Annotated in this window: 17 protein-coding genes; 6 read left to right on the top strand and 11 right to left on the bottom strand. The window is 61.5% G+C overall.

The features are described from left to right. Window positions 1-2: 2 nt before the first annotated feature. From tssF to tssJ, 10 genes are read right to left on the bottom strand one after another with little or no spacing between them, the layout of a single operon-like run. Complete coding sequence (gene tssF / locus GEOBRER4_RS05910; RefSeq protein ID WP_185244626.1) at window positions 3-1,775, bottom strand: type VI secretion system baseplate subunit TssF; 1,773 nt, start codon at window positions 1,773-1,775, stop codon at window positions 3-5. A 7-nt stretch (window positions 1,776-1,782) separates the two neighbouring features. Next, complete coding sequence (gene tssE / locus GEOBRER4_RS05905) at window positions 1,783-2,265, bottom strand: type VI secretion system baseplate subunit TssE (RefSeq protein ID WP_185244625.1); 483 nt, start codon at window positions 2,263-2,265, stop codon at window positions 1,783-1,785. 2 nt (window positions 2,266-2,267) lie between these two features. Next, complete coding sequence (locus GEOBRER4_RS05900) at window positions 2,268-2,765, bottom strand: Hcp family type VI secretion system effector (RefSeq protein ID WP_185244624.1); 498 nt, start codon at window positions 2,763-2,765, stop codon at window positions 2,268-2,270. A 13-nt stretch (window positions 2,766-2,778) separates the two neighbouring features. Next, window positions 2,779-4,266, bottom strand: a complete 1,488-nt coding sequence (gene tssC / locus GEOBRER4_RS05895) for a type VI secretion system contractile sheath large subunit (protein WP_185244623.1) — start codon at window positions 4,264-4,266, stop codon at window positions 2,779-2,781. Between the two features lie 11 nt (window positions 4,267-4,277). Further along, the gene (gene tssB / locus GEOBRER4_RS05890) at window positions 4,278-4,808 is read right to left on the bottom strand and encodes a type VI secretion system contractile sheath small subunit (RefSeq protein ID WP_185244622.1); all 531 of its coding nucleotides are present in this window, start codon (window positions 4,806-4,808) and stop codon (window positions 4,278-4,280) included. Between the two features lie 23 nt (window positions 4,809-4,831). Next, the gene (gene tssA / locus GEOBRER4_RS05885) at window positions 4,832-6,148 is read right to left on the bottom strand and encodes a type VI secretion system protein TssA (protein WP_185244621.1); all 1,317 of its coding nucleotides are present in this window, start codon (window positions 6,146-6,148) and stop codon (window positions 4,832-4,834) included. A gap of 11 nt (window positions 6,149-6,159) precedes the next feature. Further along, window positions 6,160-9,564 (bottom strand): type VI secretion protein IcmF/TssM N-terminal domain-containing protein, encoded by a 3,405-nt coding sequence (locus GEOBRER4_RS05880; RefSeq protein WP_185244620.1) that lies wholly within the window; start codon window positions 9,562-9,564, stop codon window positions 6,160-6,162. A gap of 15 nt (window positions 9,565-9,579) precedes the next feature. Then, window positions 9,580-10,239 carry a DotU family type IV/VI secretion system protein gene (locus GEOBRER4_RS05875; protein WP_185244619.1) on the bottom strand — a complete coding sequence of 220 codons (660 nt, stop codon included), beginning with the start codon at window positions 10,237-10,239 and terminating at the stop codon, window positions 9,580-9,582. A 20-nt stretch (window positions 10,240-10,259) separates the two neighbouring features. Beyond that, the gene (gene tssK / locus GEOBRER4_RS05870; protein WP_226377897.1) at window positions 10,260-11,648 is read right to left on the bottom strand and encodes a type VI secretion system baseplate subunit TssK; all 1,389 of its coding nucleotides are present in this window, start codon (window positions 11,646-11,648) and stop codon (window positions 10,260-10,262) included. After that, window positions 11,648-12,136: a type VI secretion system lipoprotein TssJ gene (gene tssJ, locus GEOBRER4_RS05865; RefSeq protein ID WP_185244617.1), complete on the bottom strand. Its 489-nt coding sequence runs from the start codon at window positions 12,134-12,136 to the stop codon at window positions 11,648-11,650. Before tssJ ends, tssK begins: the two co-directional genes overlap by 1 nt. 280 nt (window positions 12,137-12,416) lie before the next feature. Between tssJ and tatA the strand changes: the two genes are divergently transcribed. Both tatA and mobB read left to right on the top strand, forming a co-directional pair. Next, the gene (gene tatA / locus GEOBRER4_RS05860) at window positions 12,417-12,614 is read left to right on the top strand and encodes a twin-arginine translocase TatA/TatE family subunit (RefSeq protein WP_185244616.1); all 198 of its coding nucleotides are present in this window, start codon (window positions 12,417-12,419) and stop codon (window positions 12,612-12,614) included. 54 nt (window positions 12,615-12,668) lie between these two features. Beyond that, entirely contained in the window at window positions 12,669-13,169 is a 501-nt protein-coding gene (mobB, locus tag GEOBRER4_RS05855) for a molybdopterin-guanine dinucleotide biosynthesis protein B (protein ID WP_185244615.1), read from the top strand. A 96-nt stretch (window positions 13,170-13,265) separates the two neighbouring features. On the opposite strand, the gene GEOBRER4_RS05850 is transcribed toward mobB, so the two are convergent. Next, on the bottom strand, window positions 13,266-16,124 hold the full coding sequence (locus GEOBRER4_RS05850) for an MASE3 domain-containing protein (RefSeq protein WP_185244614.1): 2,859 nt from the start codon (window positions 16,122-16,124) through the stop codon (window positions 13,266-13,268). Between the two features lie 319 nt (window positions 16,125-16,443). Between GEOBRER4_RS05850 and nifV the strand changes: the two genes are divergently transcribed. From nifV to modC, 4 genes are all read left to right on the top strand, one after another. Next, window positions 16,444-17,589: a homocitrate synthase gene (gene nifV, locus GEOBRER4_RS05845; RefSeq protein WP_185244613.1), complete on the top strand. Its 1,146-nt coding sequence runs from the start codon at window positions 16,444-16,446 to the stop codon at window positions 17,587-17,589. Between the two features lie 32 nt (window positions 17,590-17,621). Continuing rightward, window positions 17,622-18,374, top strand: coding sequence for a molybdate ABC transporter substrate-binding protein (modA, locus tag GEOBRER4_RS05840; protein WP_185244612.1), 753 nt, complete (start codon window positions 17,622-17,624; stop codon window positions 18,372-18,374). A 69-nt stretch (window positions 18,375-18,443) separates the two neighbouring features. Then, the gene (gene modB / locus GEOBRER4_RS05835) at window positions 18,444-19,127 is read left to right on the top strand and encodes a molybdate ABC transporter permease subunit (protein WP_085813403.1); all 684 of its coding nucleotides are present in this window, start codon (window positions 18,444-18,446) and stop codon (window positions 19,125-19,127) included. Window position 19,128: 1 nt separating this feature from the next. Next, window positions 19,129-20,196, top strand: coding sequence for a molybdenum ABC transporter ATP-binding protein (gene modC / locus GEOBRER4_RS05830; protein ID WP_185244611.1), 1,068 nt, complete (start codon window positions 19,129-19,131; stop codon window positions 20,194-20,196). The last annotated feature ends 16 nt before the right edge of the window (window positions 20,197-20,212 follow it).

Raw genomic sequence — 20,212 nt, 5'->3', positions numbered from 1 at the left:
CGTTACAGCAGCACCCGGTCCCCGTTCCTCGGCGCCCATTTCTTGATGACTTCCTTGCGCTGGCGGCTTTTGGCCACCAACTGCACGAAAGAGTTCAGCGAAACGTACTCTCCCAGGAACCGCTCCAGGACCGAGGCGAAAAGGTAGACACCGCTCCCGACGAACTGCCGCTCGTCGAACTCGATGGTCACTTCGACGCCACGGCAAAACAGTGCGCCGATTCTCCTGGTGACGTGCCTTGATGCTACCGAGACGATTCCGCTTACCTGTTGCCGCGTCGTAAGGGAATCTTCGATGTCGTAAAGCCTCAGCATCTCATTGAGCGCAGCCCCGTCCGATTCCAGAAGCGAAAGGTGGTTGAGGCAAAGATGCGAGAGGAGGCGCCACTGCAAAGCCCCGGACAGCTTCGGGCGACGCGCTGCAGTCGGTCTCACCATGGTGTGAATCGACTCGATCGGCGCAGCTGCCTCGGTGTCGAAATCGCCCGCCGGATCCCCCCAGGGGAGCGTGCCAGGAAGATCGCGGTTGCTGCAGGTTGCCCGCACGGTCACAGTTTCATCGGGCGGGTCAGTGGGATCGGAAGCGAAATCGCAAAAGGAGAGAAAGACCTCGGTCCCGCTATCCCCTACCTTCCCCGAAGGCCTGCGCTGCATCTGCCACCACAACCCCTCGATGCAGCCGACGTCTCCTCCCTCGGGACGGGTCATTTCGTAGAGGGGCCAATACACCCTGGCCTCCGGAAGGGCTGCATCAGAGACGCCACTAACCCGGTCGATGCTGAAGATCTCCACAGATTCCGGGCTCCGCAAATCGGGGACCACCCGGTACTCGGTCTGACGGTGTTCGATCCGGATCGGCTCGGCTATCTTGCTGAAAAGGTTGACAGCTGGGGTGGCATGGAGACAGAAGGTGTCGGCGCGGACAGGGAGGGAAGCTTCCGCCGGGCGGCCCAGGTATATGTTCAGATCCAGGGTGTCCCCGAAATCGGCGAGGGCCGTGGACGACAGCCCAGCCACATCGAAGAAGAGGTACTTCTCCGGAAAGGTGAAGTACTCCAAGAGCAGGCGGTAACCCTTGAACGACTGCCTTGGGAAAGGAAGCAGCATCTCGTCTTCGCCAAATCCCACCGGGCGAACGGAATTCTGCGCCAGCGCCACCGGGGGAACCTTTTTACCGACCGCGACGCATTCGATGCGGGAGACGTTGTTGAGCAACTGCTCGTAGAGTTGAAAGGTGTGCTGGCGCTGGCCGTTGAGGTAGAAACGGACAGTTTCGGAGGGAAAAGTGGCGAAGGTTAGCTTGTAGTGCAGCTTGAGCCTGATGGTAATGGCCTGTTCCACGAACGTGGCGCTAACCACTTCCATAGGCCAGAGCGTCACCGGATAGGCGGTGGCGAACCGGCAGCGAACACCATCAACCGGCCGCGAAAAGAGGTGTGTCCCTTTCGGGATCAGGTACCCCGCATCCGGGATGTTCTTCAGCAGGGGCAAAAATCTAACCACCGAAAGGGAAGGTATCGGGTTCGTGCAGTGCGGGTAAAGAACGTTCAGAAGGGACTGCGTGATCTCGGGCAAATCGTCGTCGAGCTTTTTGTGCATCCTGGCGCAGATAAGGGCAAACGCCTCGATCAGCCTCTCGACATGCGGGTCCTCGCACCGGTCCGGCTCCAGCAGAAGTCTTCCCGCAACGGCCGGGTATTTCCGGGCGAATTCGCCCCCCATCTCCCGGATGAAGCTGAGTTCTCTTTCGTAATAGTCGAGGAAATCATCATCCATCTCTTGCTCACTTGAACACGGAATAGGCGCCGCTGTTGATGTCGAAGCAGGTGGCGAAGGTCACAGGGGAAGGGTGCGGCTCGATCAGCAAGAGCCCCTCAACCCTGAACTGCAGGGTCCGGCCCGCATCAGTCAGGTCATCGACCCGGACCACGACCTCTCTGAGACGAGGTTCGAAAGAGAGCAGCAACCTCTGTATCTCCAGCCGGATCTGTTCCCTGGCGACGGCGGTGCGGGGATTATGCGTGCTGAAATCCCTTGTGCCATAGCTGAGAATGGAATTCTGCGACTGTCGCCTGCGGTCCGGCGCGAGCGGGATACTCCTCCTCGTGTTGAGAAGGTTTTCCAGGTCGCGCAGCAGGGAGTCCAGCACTTCCACTGGAAGTCCGCGCCGATTTCGGACAGGCCCATCGCCCGCCGGGGCGGCAGCGACGAGCCTGTCCAGCAGCGATCGCTTGAGATAGGGGATGCTTCCCCTGCGGGCCGGCAACTTCAGACCTTCTTGTTGGTTTCGAGGTTCCAGCCGGCCGCGATCTGGCCGCCGCCCGAACCGTCGGCGCGGTTTTGCTGGGTGTAGGCCAGCTCGATCTTGCCGTAATTGAATGATATTTCTTCAAGGGGGAGGCTTTCGTCGGCGTGCGAAGTGCCGCCGGGGCGGTTCATGCTGATGATGACGTTGCTGAGCTTGTACTCCATGTATTTCAGCTTGTCGCCTCCGGCCCGGCAGAGTTCCAGCGTCACTGTGGGGATGTGCCTACCGGTGGCGCAGGCTTCGAAAAGTTTCGGGGAGGCCTTGTCCAGCGCCTTCACGATGTTGAAGTCCGAAAAGTTCGCCCGCTCGGATGAGGCGCCGCCGGCAGTGCTGGCGGAACCGCTCGGGCGCTGCATGACGGAGAAGTTGTAGGAGAGGATCTCGATCCATTCCTTGTGCTTGTCGTCCGTGCTCTCTCCGGGTATCCCTTCTATCTTCAGGAACGCGTCAAATGCCATGGCTGCATCCTCCTCATTGCCTTGCCGGTGCCGGCAGGCTGGCCACAAGCCTCAGGGAGACGGTGAGCTCGTCAAGCTGAAAGTGCGGCTTCAAAAATGCGACGGCGCGGTAGGCGCCTGGCTTGGCGGGATCTTCGAACACCTCCACCCTGGCCTCCCGCAGTGGGTAGCGCGATTTCATCTCCTGGCCGGCATCGTCGTCCAGTAGCACGTAATTGCTGATCCAGCGGTTCAGGTAGTCTTCCACGTTTTTCCTGGTGTCGAAGCTACCCACCTTGTCGCGCATCAGCGCCTTCAGGTAATGGGCGAAGCGGGAGACGGCGAGGATGTACTGCAACTGGGCCGACAGCCGTGCATTCGCGTTAGCCGCGTCGGAGTCGTAGGTCTTGGGACGATGGGCGCTTTGGGCGCTGAAGAACGCGGCGTTGTCGGTTCCCTTGCAATGGACCAGCGGAACAAACCCAAGGTCCGCCAGTTCCTTTTCGCGCCGGTCGGTGACGGCGATCTCCGACGGACACTTCTGGGCCAGTTCCCCCTCACCGGTCTTGAAGCAGTGGACGGGAAGGTCGCTGACGAGCCCGCCGCCCTCCACCCCCCTGATCGCCGCGGCCCAGCCGTATCTTGCGAAGGCCTCGGTCACCCGTTCCGCCAGCCTGTATGCCGCATTGCCCCAGAGATACTTGCAGTGATCGGTGCCGTCGACATCCTCCTCGAACTGGAACGATTCCACCGGCTCGCCATCTTGACCGTAGGGGAGCCGCATCAGCACCCGTGGCAGGCAAAGCGCCACGTAGCGCGCGTCTTCGGAGATCCGGAACGATTTCCACTTGGCGTACTCCGCCCCCTGGAAGATCTTCGCCAGGTCCCTGGGCCTGTCCAGTTCGCCGAAGGCTTCCATGTTGAAAAGCGAGGGAGATGCGGCGGTCAAAAGCGGTGCATGTGCGGCAGCCGCGACTTCCGACATCCGTGTCAGCAAAGAGAGATCCTGAGGCGTGTTGCCGAATTCGAAGTCGCCCACAAGGCAACCGTAGGACTCTCCCCCGTAGCTGCCGAACTCCTCCTCGTAAACCTTCTTGAAGAGAGCGGACTGATCGAACTCCGCCGCCTTCTCCATGTCCTGCACGAGGTCCTGGCGCGAGACGTTCAGGACCCTTATCTTGAGGTTCGCTCCGGTTTCGCTCTGGCGCACCAGGTGTTCAAGCCCGCACCAGGATGCTTCCAGCTTCTGGAAATCGGGATGGTGGATGATCTCGTTCACCTGGTCCGAGATGAGCGCGTCCAGCTGGGCGATCCGCCGGTTGATCATCTCTTCCGTGTCGCGGGTTACCGTCATTTCCCCCTGAAGTACCTGCTGCGCCAGCTCGCCCACGAGGTCCGCCGCGTGCTCATGGCGGCAGACGCCGCGGGCAAGGCGTCCTTCCTCTATGATGAGCTCCAAAAGCCCTTTTCGGGGTGTCTGCTCCGCGTACTGCACTTCCGGCTCCCTCACTTGTTCTCCCATGGTCTCCCCCTTTATCCGGCGCTTTCGGTGTCGGGTCCCTTGGCGGTCTTCGCCTCCTCGCAGATCAGCTTCAGCCTCTCCGGGCTGGAAAGCGCATCCTGCAGCAGCTGTTCCAGTCGGTCGTTTCCGTCCAGCCTCCCGAGGAGATCCGAGAGCCTGTTGCGCGCCTCGATGAGCCTCCTGAGCGGTTCCACCTGCAGGGCCACCTTCTCGGGATGAAAGTCATCGAGGCTTTTGAAGCGGAGGTCGACGGCGAGCTGGGACCCCTCTACAGCCAACCGGTTCGTGACGCGGAACGCCGCTCTGGGCCGCATCCCCTCCAGCACCGAATCGATGTTGTCGCGGTCCACCTCCACGAAGCTCCGCTCCTTCAGCTTCGGCAAAGGGTGCTCCGGCTTTCCCGACAGGTCGGCGAGGACCCCCACCACGAAAGGGATCTCCTTCGTCTCCATGCCGCCGCCGGTCTCTACGTCGTAGGTGATGCGGACCCGCGGCGCCCGCACTCGTTCCAGCCTGTGTTGCAGGCTTTCGGATTTTGTCATGGTCTCTCCTTTTGCCTGAAAATTCAGATCCGGTAAGGGATCCCCTTGGTGACGTCGAGGGAACAGATCCGTTTGAACAGGACCCGCGACAAGGTAAGGTCTTCATCAGGGAGCCCGCCCGCCTGCAGGCACTGGTAGTAGGCGTGCAGCACCTCGGCGATCCACACCGGCGATTCCCAGCGCTCCAGCTTCAGCTCCTCGATCATGTCGTGCAACTCCTCCACGATCGGCCTGGCGAGGTCAGCCCTTCCCGCTCTCAGGCAGAGCTTCACCATCAGCAGGCGGACCCGGTTGCGGTCACGGGTGGATTCGCAGCCGTTGCCGGTGTAGAGCAGCATGCTCAAGGCCGCTTCAAGACGTCCCCCCTCCAGCATGGCGAGGCTCTCACCCCACAAGGAGGTCTCCAGTTGCTCCGGGGCGCGGGACAGGGGGGCGGCGTCGACACCGCAGAGTTGCCGAAGCGCCGGTGCGGCGACGCTTTCCTTCTCCTTCTCTTCTGTGCCATGCGCTTCGCTCTCCAGTGCTTCTGCCTCCTTGGCGCAAGGGGCATCCTCGCCGTAGCACTTGCGCGCCAGCATCAGGCAGCTGTTCATGGCGCCCCCCAAGGAGGATAGGCTCGGGGCCGAGGAGGGGAGCCACTTCGCCTCGATCTCCCATTCCAGCGCCTGGAGGCTCTCCTGGCAACGCTGCAGGCTTTCCAGCAGTTTGTCCGAGAAGGGGCCGCGGGATTTTTCCACCGCGGCGTCGAACTCCTCTGCGGTGAGGGCCCCCTCGGAGATGCGCGTGTCCCGTCGGCTCTTCCTTTCTTCCTCCACCTCGCCGTAATCGTTCCTGGTATCCGCCTCATAGCCAACACCCCGCGACTGGTTCCATTTGAGCCACGAGTACCCGGGCGTAACCAGCGGATCGGTGAGAGGGATCTTCTTCACATGCGTCGCCACCTTCTCGTTGAGAAAATCGAGCGGGGCTGCCCGGTATTCCAGTTCCTCGTCGCTGCTCAAAGGGTAAATCGAGTCCCAGTACTGCTCCATGAGCTCCCTGAGCAGGCGCAGCCCCGCATCGAAACCGGGAAACCCGTCCACAACGATAAGCGACTCGCAAAGCCATACCGCTATCTGCAGGTCTTTGCTCTTGCTGGAAAGGGCGGGGACGCAGAGCTTGATCACCTTGTTCCAGTCCGCAGCTTTTACATCATGGCGCCAGTCCCCGTGGGCCACTGCATCATCGCTGCGGCGGGCTTCCATTATCTCCTCGTAGAAGGAGGTGTAGCGCAGATCGGTTCCCGCCGGTGCCTTTTCGCTGATGGGAGCAAGCAGCTCGTCCAATGCCAGGTCTTGCATGATTGTTCCTCCTAGTCCCAACACTCCGCCACCTTGCGGGGTACCCGTTCCGGGAGCGCCTCCTCCTGTCCCGACAAGACGTCGCCGATGCCGAAGATCTGGTAATTGACCTTGATGAACCGGATCCCCATCTTCTCCAGGGCCTGGCGCTCGGCGGGAAACTGGCTGGGGTAAAAGGTGCGCCTGCCGCCGTGGAAGTCCTTTAAGAAAGCGGCAAACCCGCGGGATCCCGGGTAGCGCCTGGTGAGGACCGTGTCGCCGACATCGATCTGGAACAGCACCTCCCCGCAGCTGTCGGGCGACCAGACGAAGGGCCTGCTCACCGGGTAGTTCATGTTCGACATCACCTGTGATCCCGACGCGCATTGCAGTTCGAGCCGAGTTCCCTGCGGCTTCACGAGTGCCTCCGCGTTGGCGTCGGTGGGAAGCCCCTTGATGGTTACCTGGTAGCTCGCCTTGGGCGCGGCTGAGGCTGCAACCCTGGTCTTCGCTCCCTTGGCAAGAAAGGTGTAGAACTCGGAGCTGAACGGGACCGAGCCCCCGAGGACGGCCCTCGCGTAGTAACCGCGCCCAGGGCTCCACCCCAGGAAAGGATCCGCGAACTGGCCGACGTAGCGCCACACCGGCCCATCCTTCCCCAGGAGGTACTGCAGCGTCTGCTCATCGCTTGTCCCCTGCACTTCCCTCAGCACCTTCTCTTCCCACTGTGCCTGCAGCTCGCAGGCGGTTTCCATCCTCACGAAGGTCCCGTAAAAGGCTATGGGGCCGGAAACCAGCCGCAAGAAGGTGTCGTCGCCGTCGGCCTGCACCAGGAGTGCGTTAAGCCGCTGCGCGGCATCGGCGGCAAGAAACAGGGGAGACTTGTTGACCTCGCGTGAGTTCGCGAACGCCTCGCGCGCCATCTGGAGCGCGAGCGATCTGGATTTGGCGACGGGTGCTACACGAGCCAGCGCATCGAAGTACTCCTTGGCCACATCGGCGCCTGGAACCCCTTCAGGGCCGCTCCTCTTCCCGTTCGCCAGTCTCTTCAGCCGCTCGGCTACACCACCGGTTGGGTCCGCAGTTGAAGATGCAACGCCTGCAGCCGGTCCCGCTGCCCTTAAGAGCTGGAAACGGTAAAGCTGCATGATCCAGGCGGGAAGATGGCCCCCTCCGGCCAGAGGCTGAAGCTCCGCCAAAGCCCTCTTCATGAAAGAGAGGTAGGGGCCCTTGTCACCCGCCATGTTGGCTGCCGCGAAACGCCACTCCTTGGACGCCAAGAGGCGCTGGTCCCCTTTGGGGAACTCCCAGGCGAAGCGCCGCCAGGCGTTGAAGCAGGCCGCTCGGTACTTCGCCTCGAATTCACCCTTCTCCCGCGCCAGTACACCCGGCTCGGGATGGGCTGCCGATATCTGCGCCAGCAGCAGACGGAGCTCCTCCCTACCCTTCCCGGTCAAAGACGGAGGGATGAAAGGCTCTTGCGGCAGCTGCCTCGACCCTGCCCAAAACTGCTGCAGCGTGACCGCCGCCTCGGGGTGCAGACGGTCTACGAATTCCAGCAGCCAGGAGAGCCCGCTCCCGTTTACCAGGTACGCCTGCTTCAGCAGCGTTTGCAGCCAATCCAGCTCCTTTTTGATCCCATCGCGGTCGGCGCGCCAGTTGAGGTAGTCGAGGTAGAGGCTTCCAAACGAGGGGCCGCCGGCGTGCTGGGACAGCAGTAGCAGCGGGTTGTCGGGGAGAGGCCGCGACGCCAGCGCCCGGGAGTTCTCTCCCTCGAGCCGCCCCTTCAGCAGGTTGCAGCGGCGGCTGAGGTGCAGGACGCAGGTTCCAAAGAGCTGGTCCGTCGTGCCGGGGGAAAAACTGGAAACGGTATCGGCAAGGCTGCGGTCGAAAAAGACCAGGAAACGGTCCCGGAAACCGTTGCAGAAGCGAACTTTAAGCTCCGACTCGAGCTCCTTGCTGCGGTTGAGCCCAAAGCGCGGGATCCACCACTTGCGGTTTTGCTGCTCCACCTGGGTAATCATGCTGCTCAACCGTCCCATTGCGGCCAGGTCGAGCGGGACAGCTCCCTGCAGCTGCGGCGCACGCGACACGAGCTGTGACGCGTCCCGGATCACCCTCATGTTCTTCGCGAAGGAGTAGCTCAGCATAAGGCAGAGTGCCACTCCGGTCAGGCTCCAGGCAACCAGCGCCAGGTTGACCGCCAGCCTCTGCCGCCTTAATGCCAGCGCTCCCGGACTCCACAGCCCCCGGTCGCCTGGAAGCACCCTCTCGAAGAAATCGTGCAGGAACAGCGGGGGTGCCGATGGGGAGAGGTCTCCTGCCGGCAAGGAAGCGCCGGCAGCGTTGGCGCTTGAAAAGTAGATGCCGCGCAGAAGGGGAGTCTCCTGGTAATGGTTGGCGCCAAAGGCCGTCTGCACGAAGGCATTTAGAGGGGCGTACAGGGCCCGGACCCGGTCGGGGAAGAGCAGGAAATCCGCGTCTTTTTCTCCCGGTTCCCTTTGCTGCAACAGGATCAGGCGCAGGTGCCTCAGCTCTTCGTCGAGACCCTGGAAGAAGCGCTCCATGAAAAGCGGGAGCTCAGTCGCCAGCTCCCCCCTTGCCAGCCCCATGGGTTGATCGAGGGCCGAGGCGGGGAGCGCCGCGCAAAAAGGCGCCATCCCCGGGATCAGGTCGGACTTGGTGATCAGGAGATAGACCGGGAAGCTGATCCCCAGCACGCGGATCATCTCGTCGACGCGTGACCGGAGCGCACGGGCATACTTCTCCAGCTCCTCTTGTGAGCCCCCCGCCAGCTTGTCCGCCGGAAGGGTCAGGATCACGCCGTTCAGAGGGTCTTTGTGCCGGTATTTCTTCAACAGCCGCAGTAGCCGGCGCCATTCCGCCTCACCGCGCTCCGCCTCCACCGGGACGGCGTACCTCCCGGCCGTGTCCAGCACCACCCCCTGCTCGTAGAACACCCAGCGGCAACTCCGGGTCGGAGCTGCCACGTGCTCCGCCTCAGCGAACGGGGAACGAAGGCGCGCATGCTTCAAAGCCGCGCTTTTCCCGGAACCGCTCTCGCCCAGGACCAGGAACCAGGGAAGCACGTAGAGCGGGTTTCCCTCCTGGCTCAGATGCGACCGCCTCAAGGTCTCCACGCCGCTGGCCCAGTTCTGCTGCAGGTCCTCGAGCAGATCCTGCGCCACAGCCTCTTCGGGTGGTTGCGGAGGGCCCGCCTCTGCCGGCGCCTCCCGCCGGTCCCTCACCATGAGCACCGCCTTCTTGAGCAGGACCAGGATGCCCCAGACGGCAAGGACGATGAAGGGAAGAAAGACGCCGATGCGCCAAGACCAGGTCAACAGCGGAAACATGACGAACGAGATCATCAGGAAGGGGAAGAGGGCCGCGGCGAAAAGGACGTACTTGCAGCAGACGAGGATGGTCTCTTTCTTCAAGATGCACCTCCTCTCCTAAAGATACGGAAGGACCAGGCCGTTTAACAGGTGGCGGTAGATGAGAAACAACACCGCGAACAGGATGACGGGCGCTGCGATCAGCATGGCGGTCACAGGGGCCACGCCGGTCGGAGTCTTTCCGGGGGAGGCCGCGCGGCTGGGGGGGGTGGCACCTGGGAAAAGCTCCCGCTGTTCCAACGACGGAACGCCAGACGGGGTCCCCAGCAACAACTTCAGATTCTCCTGCTTCAGGTGCTCGAGCCTCGCGTCGTCTCCAGGCCCGATATAGCGCCCCTTGAAGCCCAGGGCCAGGCAGAGGTAATAGACTTCCCGCACCTCACACCGCGCCCCCAGGGCCTGCAGCCGCTCGAAGAGCTCCACCCCCGCCTCAGTGGTTCGGTAATAAAGCCGCTGCAGCTGCTCCCTCTGCCAGAGTTGCTTCTCCTGCCAATCGGAGGCGAGGAGCGTCTCGTCAACCCAGGCGCAGACCGCAAAACGAGCGAGGTCGTAATCCTCACCCTGCGCCGCCTGCCTCCCGCAGCCTTGCTCCGACTGCAGAAGCAATTGCGCTATGTCCGCCTTCACCTGCCGGTAGCTCTGGGGCGTGTCACTGCAGGCGGCGCGGAAGTCGACCACGTAGGCTACGAGAGGCATGAAAGAGTCGATCAGTCGCATGGCGCATCCTTTCGAAGCCTTTAGGACCTCGCAACGATCATTAGCTGCACCTGTAGGTCGGCTGGGGCCTGGTCCCAACTGAGCGCTATGTTGCTGTACTTTCGCACCTGCTCCCACTGTTCGCAGCGACTGTCTATGCTGAAAAAGAGAGAGCAGGAACGGTGCGGCAATTCGCGGGGAGGATCTACGAGATGCTCGAGGGCGATACCAGGTAGCGCCTGGGAGATCAGCAGCGGCAGCCGCTCCCGCGCGCTCAGCTTCGCTGCGGTCGCGACTGAGGAAAGGACCAGCTTCGGGTCCTCGTCCGTGTTCAGCACCAGGTAGAACCTGCTGTGCCCCTCGAAGTGCGAGGGCTTCAGGGTGCAAGCGAACCAGGTCCCGTCAAAGGTGAGGGTCAGGGCGTATTCCGGCCCCGCGGTCACCTCGTTCAAAAGCGTCAGGATCAGGTCACGCCCCTGCCGGAAGGTGGCTGCTAGGTCGCGGTGCCGGTACTGCGGCATGACCGCGCCCAGGGCTGCCGGTTCACCGAAGGAACCGACGGTTTCGGAGAAGCAGGCAAGCTCCGCCGCCAGTTCCCCCAAAAGCCCGTAAACCTGCCAGGGGTGCACCTCGCGCGCCTGGATCCAGTGGCTGAGCCTCGCGAGATGACGGCTGACGGTCCTGAGGGCGAGGAGGAAGACTAGGTCTTTGGAGCCGAACTCGGCCGACTGGATCCCCCTCTCTTTCTTGTACCCTTCCAGCCAGCGGCAGCGGGAGGCAAGTTGTTCCCGTATTTCCTGGAGCAGGTCAAAGAGAGCGGATGAGCCGGCCACGGTGATGCAGGGGGGGATGAAGTCGCCGGAGAGTGCGGCGGTTTGCCCCTGCTGCACGAGTCGGCCAACCGGTATGAGCAGGTAATCCCCCAGCGCCTCCAACTCGCTCTCCCAGAAAAGCTTCAGGGCGAGGCTCATCTGCCGCACCTCGGCCTGAGTTCCACCTGCGTGCAGATCTGCACAAGGCGCGGCGTCGGCCTCGACGACGAAGCGCGTGGCGACCTGCGAGAGGGGTTCACCGGTGAGCAAGGTGGTGACATTATGGCCGGCAGGGCTCCATTTTTTGAGGCCGAGGTATACAGTGCAGGCATCTTTTCCCCGCAAGGCCTCTTCCAGTACCGGCCTCGACTCCACCCGAGCGTTTTCCTGGACAACGGCGTAGGTGCCGTCGGGAAAAAGGAAGGCACCGGTGATCTTGAGGCTCGTTATCCCGCCGTTCAGGCACCTGATCTCCATCCGCTGCACGCCCCAAAAGTCGGGCATGAGAGCAAACTGGTACGGAGCCAGCTGCGACTGCAGCGCGCGCTCTGAGAGCTGGAAATGCTGGGGATGCAGAAACAGTCCCTGGTGCCAGAATACCGGTCTCTCTATTGCCATCATTCCACCCTCACCTGTCGTATTTCCTGTGCCCCCAGTTCGATATGCAGCACGCTCTCTCCCCCGGTCTCCGGGATGGCCGCCAGTGCGGTCACATTTCTCCTGCCTGTGCTGTAGTAGCCGGTCGCGATACCTAAGTAACGTGCGCCGGGAAGCCTCTCGCGCATCTCCGTGAGCCGCTGCCCAGGCTGCACCACGACCTGCCGTGCGTTCAGCACCGCAGCGTCGAACCTGCCGCATTCAAGGAGTTTCGGCACCCCCCCGCTTCCCTGGGCCAGGCGCGTGAAACTCTCGGGATCGTCCAGCTGGTATAGGCAAAGCACGAGGGCATGGGAATTCTTCTCGTAGCGGTTAAGTTGTGGGTCAGAAGCGATCTGGACCCGGACAAGGTTCTTCGCGACGCTTGTCCGAGCGCCGGTTGCTCCCCCCCGTACCGAGCAACCGCTACCAACTAAGAGCATGATCACCAGAACGAAGATCCTTTTCATGATCACTCCATCGGCCGTCAGGGCCGAGACAACGGAGCCCGCATCTGCAGCCCTGGAAATAAATGCTGTATTATCGAGATGTTGAAGCACAATTCCAGCTCCGCGCCCGACGTCAGAGAAAGATTAGCATAAATTTATTAACTGCAAACTTCACGCTGTCATTTTTATTTGGGGAAAATTGGAGGGAAAGAGCCAGATTCTGCTGCCTCAACGCGCCTTAATTGTGGTATAAACGGTGCTGTCTCAGAAACCACATGAGGAAGCAATCGGGAGGTGTCAAATGTTTGGATTCGGCATGCCGGAGCTCATCGTCATTCTGGTCATCCTGCTGGTGGTTTTCGGCCCCGGAAAGCTGCCGCAGTTGGGGGCGTCGTTGGGAGGGGCAATCAGGAATTTCAAGAAGGCTCAGCAAGAAGACGGCAAGGTGATAAACCCGCCGGGTGAAGGGAAGCAGGATCAGAGCGAAAAGGACCAGTAACAGCGTCCTGCAGCCGGTCCGGGAACGACGGGCTTGGGTCCCGGAGGAGTATTCATGGTAAAGGCAGTTTCATTCGTCGCGAAATCCGGGACGGGCAAGACCACTTTGCTCGAAAAGGTGATCGTGCATCTGAAGTCGCGCGGCTACAAGGTGGGCGTCATCAAGCACGATGCGCACCGCTTCGACATCGACCATCCCGGAAAGGACAGCCACCGGCTCACCGCGGCAGGCGCCGACACGATGCTGATTTCGTCGCCGGAGAAACTGGCGCTGGTGAAAAAGCACAGCCAGTCTCCTCCCATAGAGGAACTGATCGAAACCTATTTCTCGGACATGGACATCGTTCTCACCGAGGGGTTCAAGAAGAGCGGGATGCCGAAGGTAGAGGTTAACCGCCAGGAAAGAAGCGCGGCCCTTCTCTGCCGGGGCGAGTCCCACGACCCGACGCTCGTGGCGGTCGCAAGCGACGCGAAGCTGGAACTCGACGTGCCGGTCCTCGACCTGAACGACGCCGGGGCCGTTGCCGATTTCATCGAGGCGACCTTCCTCAAGTGAAAGTTGCGGCGTGACAGGAACAAACGACAATAAGAAACCCGACAGCCAGATGACTGCCGGGTTTTTTCTTTACTGCCCGTTAACCAGCGGGGTCGATCACTCGCTAATCAACCCCTTCACCTTTTCGATGCACTCCCTGAAGTCGATGGGCTTCGAAATGTAGTCGTCCATCCCTGCGTCGAGGCAGCGGCGCTCGTCCTCTTTCATCGCGTGAGCGGTCATGGCGATGATGGGGATGCGCGCCCCCTGCTCCTGCTCACGGATGGCGCGGGTGGCCTGGAAGCCGTCCAGGCGCGGCATCTGCACATCCATCAGTATCAGGTCGTACCCCCCCTGCCGCCACATCTCAACGACAGTTTCGCCGTCCTCGGCGAAGTCCACGGCGAATCGCAGCCTCTGCAGCATCGTCGCCAGTACCTGCCTTATAGTGGCATCGTCTTCTGCGATCAACAGACGCAACCGGCTCAACTCAGAGTTACAAGTACCCGGTACTACAGTATCGCCGCCGACTGCCTCAGTGCCTGCCACCTCGGCAGGTTCGTCACAGGCTTCTGCAGTACCGAGGCGCACGGTGAAGGTGAAGGTGCTCCCCTCCCCCTCTCCGCTTTCGAAACCGATGCTCCCCCCCATCCGCTGGACGATCTCCTTGCTGATGGCAAGGCCAAGACCGGTCCCCCCATAGTGGCGGGTATTGGAATCGTCGACCTGGCTGAAAGCCTGGAAGAGCAGGTGCCTCTTCTCCTTGGGGATGCCGATCCCTGTGTCGCTCACACTGAAGCGTACCAGCGGTTCTCCCTCGGGCGTTTTACCCGCCGGCTCGACCTGCACCGTCACGCGCCCCCGGTCGGTGAACTTCACGGCGTTGCCGACCAGGTTGGTCAGTACCTGGCGCAGCCGGACCTGGTCGCCGACCACATGCCGGGGGAGGTCTTGCGCCAGTTCGAGAACCAGCTCGATCCCCTTGCGTTTCGCCTCGGGAGCGAGGATATCGACCGATTCGTTCACGCAGCCAGCCAGGGGGAAAGGATGCTGATCCAGCGAGAACTTGCCCGCCTCCACCTTGGCCAGGTCCAGGATGTCGTTCAGCATCCGCAACAGCGAGCGACCGCTGCGGTAGGCGGTCCGGATGTAATCGCTTTGCCGCGGGTCGGAAGGGGCTTGCAGGGCCAGGTCCAGCATTCCCAGCACCCCTGTCATCGGGGTTCTGAGCTCGTGGCTCATGTTGGCGAGGAACTGGCTCTTGGTCCTGCTTGCCGCCTCTGCCGCCTGCTTGGCCTGGTGCAGTTTCTCCTCGGTAGTCTTGCGCTCCATGGCGATGGAAACCTGGTCCGCCACCGCCTTCATGAGCGAGAGGTCGTCATCGCTGAAGGTGTTCCTGGTCCTGGTCCCGAAGGAGAGGGTCCCCAGGACCCGCCCGTGCGACATGAGGGGATGGCAGGCATAGGCCTTGATGCCGAGCGCCCGCACCAGTTCGGTGCGCGGATCGGGCACGTCCGGGATGTTCTCTGCCACGATGCGGCAGGCATCCCTGGCAGCGCAGCCGCAGACCGCCACCCCGTATTCCAGCGACTGCAGGGTCTGAGCCACCTCGGAGCTGATGCCGGCGCAGGAATTCAAGAGCAGGCATCCGGCATCGTCGTCTACCAGGAAGTTGAAATAGGCCTCGCATTCTACATAGGACATGACCTTCTGACACAATTCGTCGACCAGTTGCTGCGGCGCGTCGCTCTCAAGGAGCCTGCTTGCGTTGGAGGCCAAAAGGTCCAGGCGCAGGTTCCCTCTTTGCAGGGCGGCCTCACTTTCCCTGCGCTCGGTTATATCGACGGCCATGCAGACCACGAAGCGCCGGCCGTCCACGAGGCTTCCCGGCGAGGAAGCGCTGATATTCCAGTAACGGGAGCGCCCGTCGCGGGTGAGGATAGGCATCTCCCACCTGATGCTCTGCCTTTTCCCGGCGTAGAGCTCACTCACCGCGGCGCGAACAGCGTCGCCGTCGGCGCCCGGGACCGCGCGGTCGAGCCAGGCCGCGAGGGTCGGAATATCTTCCAGTGCGTAGCCGGTGAGCTCGGTCCAGGAACCGCTCACCTGCAACACCTCGCCATCCTCCGCGTGCATGATGACGGGAATGGGCGCGTCCGCTATGGATCTGCGAAACTGCTCTTTGCTGAGCTCGAGGCTCCGGAACAACAGGGCTGCGGGGTCCTTGATCCCGGTCACGACGATGGCCCGATACACCAGAAAGGCAGAGAGGAGGAGAAAGAGATGCCCCAAAAGGTTTGCGGGACCATAAACACTGACGTACTTGGTGAAGGCCACATCAGCCGCAGCCGCAGCCGACAGCGACCAGATGAGGGCCCGCAGGACGCGACTATCGAAGAACTTCTTCTTGGCAAGCAGGAGCATGATGGCAGCTGCCAGGACGGCGATTATGACGTATTCGCTGTAAACCTTGAACGGCGTCAACCCTGCTCCTTCTATGAAGCAGTCAGGGAAGTTGCCCGTGAATACGGCGCTGACCATCAAGGCGGTGATGCCGGTGAATGCAATCAGCGTAGCTGCCACATTAAGCCTGCGGGCAATGAACACAGGGGCGATGAGGAAGGAGAGGCTGAACACGTAGCGCGAAGCTATCCAGAACTGGGTGGGGAGGTTGGCGTTATATCCCGGGAATATCGACAACCCCTTGTACGCCAGAGTGTGCAAAAGCTCAAAGGTACTGGAAGAGAGAAAGGATATGGCGAGAAACAAGAAGTAGTGATTGTCCAGCTGCCGGCGTGAGTTCCATGCCACCACGAAAGAACCTAGCAGTACCAGGATGCAGAATATTTCCACCAAGGCATGAAACAAGAGGTAGGAACTAAGACTGCTGACATAAAGTCCGCAGGCTGCAAACGCGAACACAAAGAAAGGAATTGCCGTCTCTCTCTGGGAGCTATCTTGTGTCCTTGTTGCCATGCCATACCCCGTTTTTATAGTTCCTGCTGCGTTGAATACCGAAGAAGATTAAGACAAGGGAAATAGAATGTCAAAGGATTCCGGGCTTGTTTGCAGTGTAGCCTCCTGTTCCGATTGCCCTTCTGCCACTACTTTAAGCTGACAGCCCACAGATGCATCGGTCCGGAACAGACGGCGCGGCTTTGCCCCGGCTCCTGCGCCACTAAAAAAGCCTTATTCCACGCCGCTTTACCCGAACTCAGCTTCGCAAAGCAGATCCGCTGGCATACCTTCTGCTATCCCTGCCCCAAAGGGAACCACGGACCTTCGGGAGGCGACGATGAATGTACTGCCAGCAAAACCCGTCTTCATTGGCGACACCACCCTCCGGGATGGCGAACAGACCGCCGGTGTCGTCTTCAGCGCCAAGGAAAAGATAGCCATAGCCAGAAAGCTCGACGCCATGGGGGTCCACGAACTGGAGTGCGGCATCCCGGCCATGGGTAAGGAAGAGCGCAGTTCGATACGGGCCCTGGTGGACCTGGGGCTCTCCGCAAGGCTCATCACCTGGAACCGGGCGCTGATCCCGGACATCGACGCCAGCATCTCCTGCGGCATCACCGCCGTCGACATTTCCCTTTGCGTCTCCGACATCATGATCGAGAACAAGATCAACAAAAGCCGCGAATGGGTAAAGGAGCAACTCAGGCGCGCGCTTGGCTTCGCCAAGAGCCGCGGGCTCTACGTCTGCGTCGGCGGCGAAGACGCGAGCCGCGCCGACCTCTCCTTCCTTGGCGAGCTCATGCAGATCGCCAAGGAAAACGGCGCCGACCGGTTCCGCTTCTGCGACACGCTCGGGATTCTCGACCCCTTCACCATGCAGGAAAAGGTGGCGGCCCTTACGGCAGCAGTACCGCAGTTCGACGTCGAGGTGCATGCCCACAACGATCTCGGGCTGGCGACAGCCAACGCACTGGCGGGGTTCAGGGGTGGGGCGAGCTACATAAGCACCACGGTGAACGGCCTCGGTGAGAGGGCGGGCAACGCAGCTCTCGAAGAGGTGGTCATGGCGCTCAAGGTCGCTTGCGGCATCGACGTCGGCATCGACACCAGGCGCCTGTCCGCCATCTCCCGGCTGGTGGGAAAGGCGTCGAACCGCGGAGTTCCCGCCTGGAAAGCGGTGGTCGGGGAGAGGGTTTTTTCCCACGAATCAGGGGTGCATGCGGACGGAGTCCTGAAGAACCCGGCCATTTACGAAGTGTTTCCGCCGGAGGAGGTAGGGCTCAGCCGGCATATCGTTGCCGGCAAACACTCGGGGACTAACGGCATCGTCGAGTGTTATCGGCAGATCGGCATCCCGCTTTCGATCGAGGAGGCGCAGAAGCTGATGGCCAGGGTGAGGAGCGCCTCGCAGCTGATCAAGGGGCCGCTACAGCCACAGGATCTGATCCGATTGCACGAAACCCTCACCCTAGCCGCGGCCTGACGACCAAGACAGTGCTGCAAAGGAGCCCAACCATGGGAAATTATCGTCTGGTATTTCTGTCGCTTGTCACTCTTGCGGCCCTGGTATTTGCCTCAAGCGCCTCGGCGGGGGAGGTTCATCTCTCCGTCGCCGCCAGTTTGAAGGAGGTCATCGATGAGCTTGCCGACGGCTTCGCCAGGAACAATCCCGGGGTGACATTCCGGAAAAATTTCGGTGCATCGGGTGCTCTGGCCAAGCAGGTCGAGAACGGCGCTCCTGTCGACATCTTCATCTCCGCCAACCTGGAATGGATGGAGTACCTCAAGAACAAGGGAGTCACCGACAAAGCCACCGTCGCAACCTTCGCCTACAACAGTTTAGTCTTTGCTGGCGACCCGGCGCTCAAGGTGCGCGGCATGTCGGATCTCCCAAGGCTCGCGAGGATCGCCATCGGCAGCCCGAAGAGCGTTCCTGCCGGCGCCTATGCCGGTGAAGCGATTAAAAGAGCCGGCCTCGAGAAACAGCTTTCGCACAAGCTCGTCATGGCAAGGGATGTGCGGGATTGCCTGATGTACGCCGAGCGGGGAGAAGTCGCGGGGGCTTTCGTGTATCGGACCGATGCCATGCAGGCTAGCGCGGCAAAGATACTGTTCACTGTTCCGCAAAGCCTGTACCCCGAGGTGACATATCCGATGGCCCTCACAGTGGCCGGTGCCGCAAACAGAGATGCCGCCTCCTTCTTCAAGTACCTGCGCGGCGATGTTGCCAGGGAAACCCTCAGGAAGTACGGGTTCGCCCTGAAGTAACGCCAGCAGAGGCCATGAAATGACGCAGCCTTAACCGCTCTCCGCACAGGAGGGGCAAAGGACAAGATCATGTTTTTGCTATCTCCTTCGGATTTTGAGGTCATCGCGCTCTCGCTCAAGGTCTCCTTGGCGGCCATGGTCGTATCGCTTCCTTTCGGGATGATCGCCGCCTATCTCCTCTCCTTTTACAACTTCCGGGGCAAGGTTCTTTTCGAGGTCCTCATCAACCTCCCGCTGGCGCTGCCGCCCGTCGTGGTGGGGTACCTGTTGCTGATCCTGCTCGGGAAAAAGGGGTGGCTGGGGCAATTGCTGGATTCGATTGGCCTTCAGCTCATCTTCACCTGGAAAGCAGCGGTCATAGCCTCCGCGGTGGTAGGTTTCCCGCTCCTGGTACGGTCGATACGCCTCGGCATGGAGTCCGTTGATCGCCAGCTGATCCTTGCCGCCCGCTCTCTTGGGGCCTGCCGGTTCGATGCCCTGTGCAGCATCATCCTCCCACTCTCGCTGCGCGGCATTCTCGCCGGTTGCGCCCTCACGTTCGCCAGGAGCCTGGGAGAATTCGGCGCTACCATCATCGTGGCCGGCAACATACCCGGCGTCACCCAGACCATTCCACTGGCCATCTACGATTACGCCGGTTCGCCCTCCGGGGAGCCTCCGGCCCTGACTCTGTGCGTGGTCTCGGTGGCCATTTCCCTGGTCGTTCTTTGCCTGCACGAGGCTGCCAGCGGCAGGCTGTCAGGGAGGGCGTGACGTGGAACTCCGTATGGCCGCGGTCAAGCAACTGGGAAGTTTTTCGCTTTCGGTCGATTTCACCCTGGTCGGCGAACGCACCGGCATCTTCGGCGCGTCCGGAAGCGGGAAATCCACACTGGTCGCGCTGCTTGCCGGGTTGCAGCAGCCGGACCGGGGAGAGATCGTCCTCGATGGCGAGCCCCTGTTCAGCAGCAGCAAAAGTATCGACCTGCCGGCGGAGCGGCGACGGGTCGCGGTGGTCTTCCAGCACCCCTGTCTCTTTCCCCACCTGAGCGTGAAGTCCAATCTCCTCTACGGCCTTAGGCGCTGCCTCCCCGAAAACCGCGTGACGGATTTCGGCCTGCTGGTCGAGATACTGGAACTGAAAGATCTCCTGAAAAGAGGGGTCAACCTCCTCTCCGGCGGGGAAAGGCAGCGCGTCGCCCTTGGGCGCGCCCTCCTGGCCAACCCGCGCCTGCTGCTGATGGACGAGCCGCTCTCCGCACTCGACGACGGGCTCAGGTTCCAGATCATCCCTTACCTAAAAGCGGTGAGCGAACAGTTCGGCATACCCTACCTCTTCATCTCGCACTCCCTTACCGAGATGCGACTGATGGCGGAGGAGGTCCTGGTGCTATCCCGGGGCGAGGTGGTCGAGCGGACCAGCTCGGAACAGGTCGCGCGCTCCCGCATGGGGCAAAGCAAGATCGGTTACATCAACCAGCTGAACCTCCAGGACGCCTGCTCCAGCGGCGACCTGTTCTCGTACCGTTGGGGAGACGACCGGCTATTGATATCGGCAGGAAGCGATGAAAAGCAAGCGGTGTTCCAACTCTCCTCCAAGGACATCATCCTTTTCAGGAAGCATCCCGAGGCCATCAGCGCCAGAAACCTGCTGAAGTGCAATGTGGCCGGCATCTTTACCTCCGGCAACCGGGTCGGCGTCGAACTTGCGTGCGGCACCAACCGCCTGGTGGCGGAACTGGTGCAGCAAGCCTTGGAGGAACTGCAGATAGCCGTCGGAAGCGAGGTGTACGCAGCGATCAAAGCCTCGGCTTTCCGCCGGGTGCGGGGTGACGGCCGGTAAAAGCTAGCTGCGGGCG

This window comes from Citrifermentans bremense, from assembly GCF_014218275.1.
GTDB classification, from domain to species: Bacteria; Desulfobacterota; Desulfuromonadia; order Geobacterales; family Geobacteraceae; genus Geomonas; species Geomonas pelophila.
The sequence above is the reverse complement of the archived record's forward strand: the minus strand, read 5'-3'. Positions and strand labels throughout refer to the sequence as shown.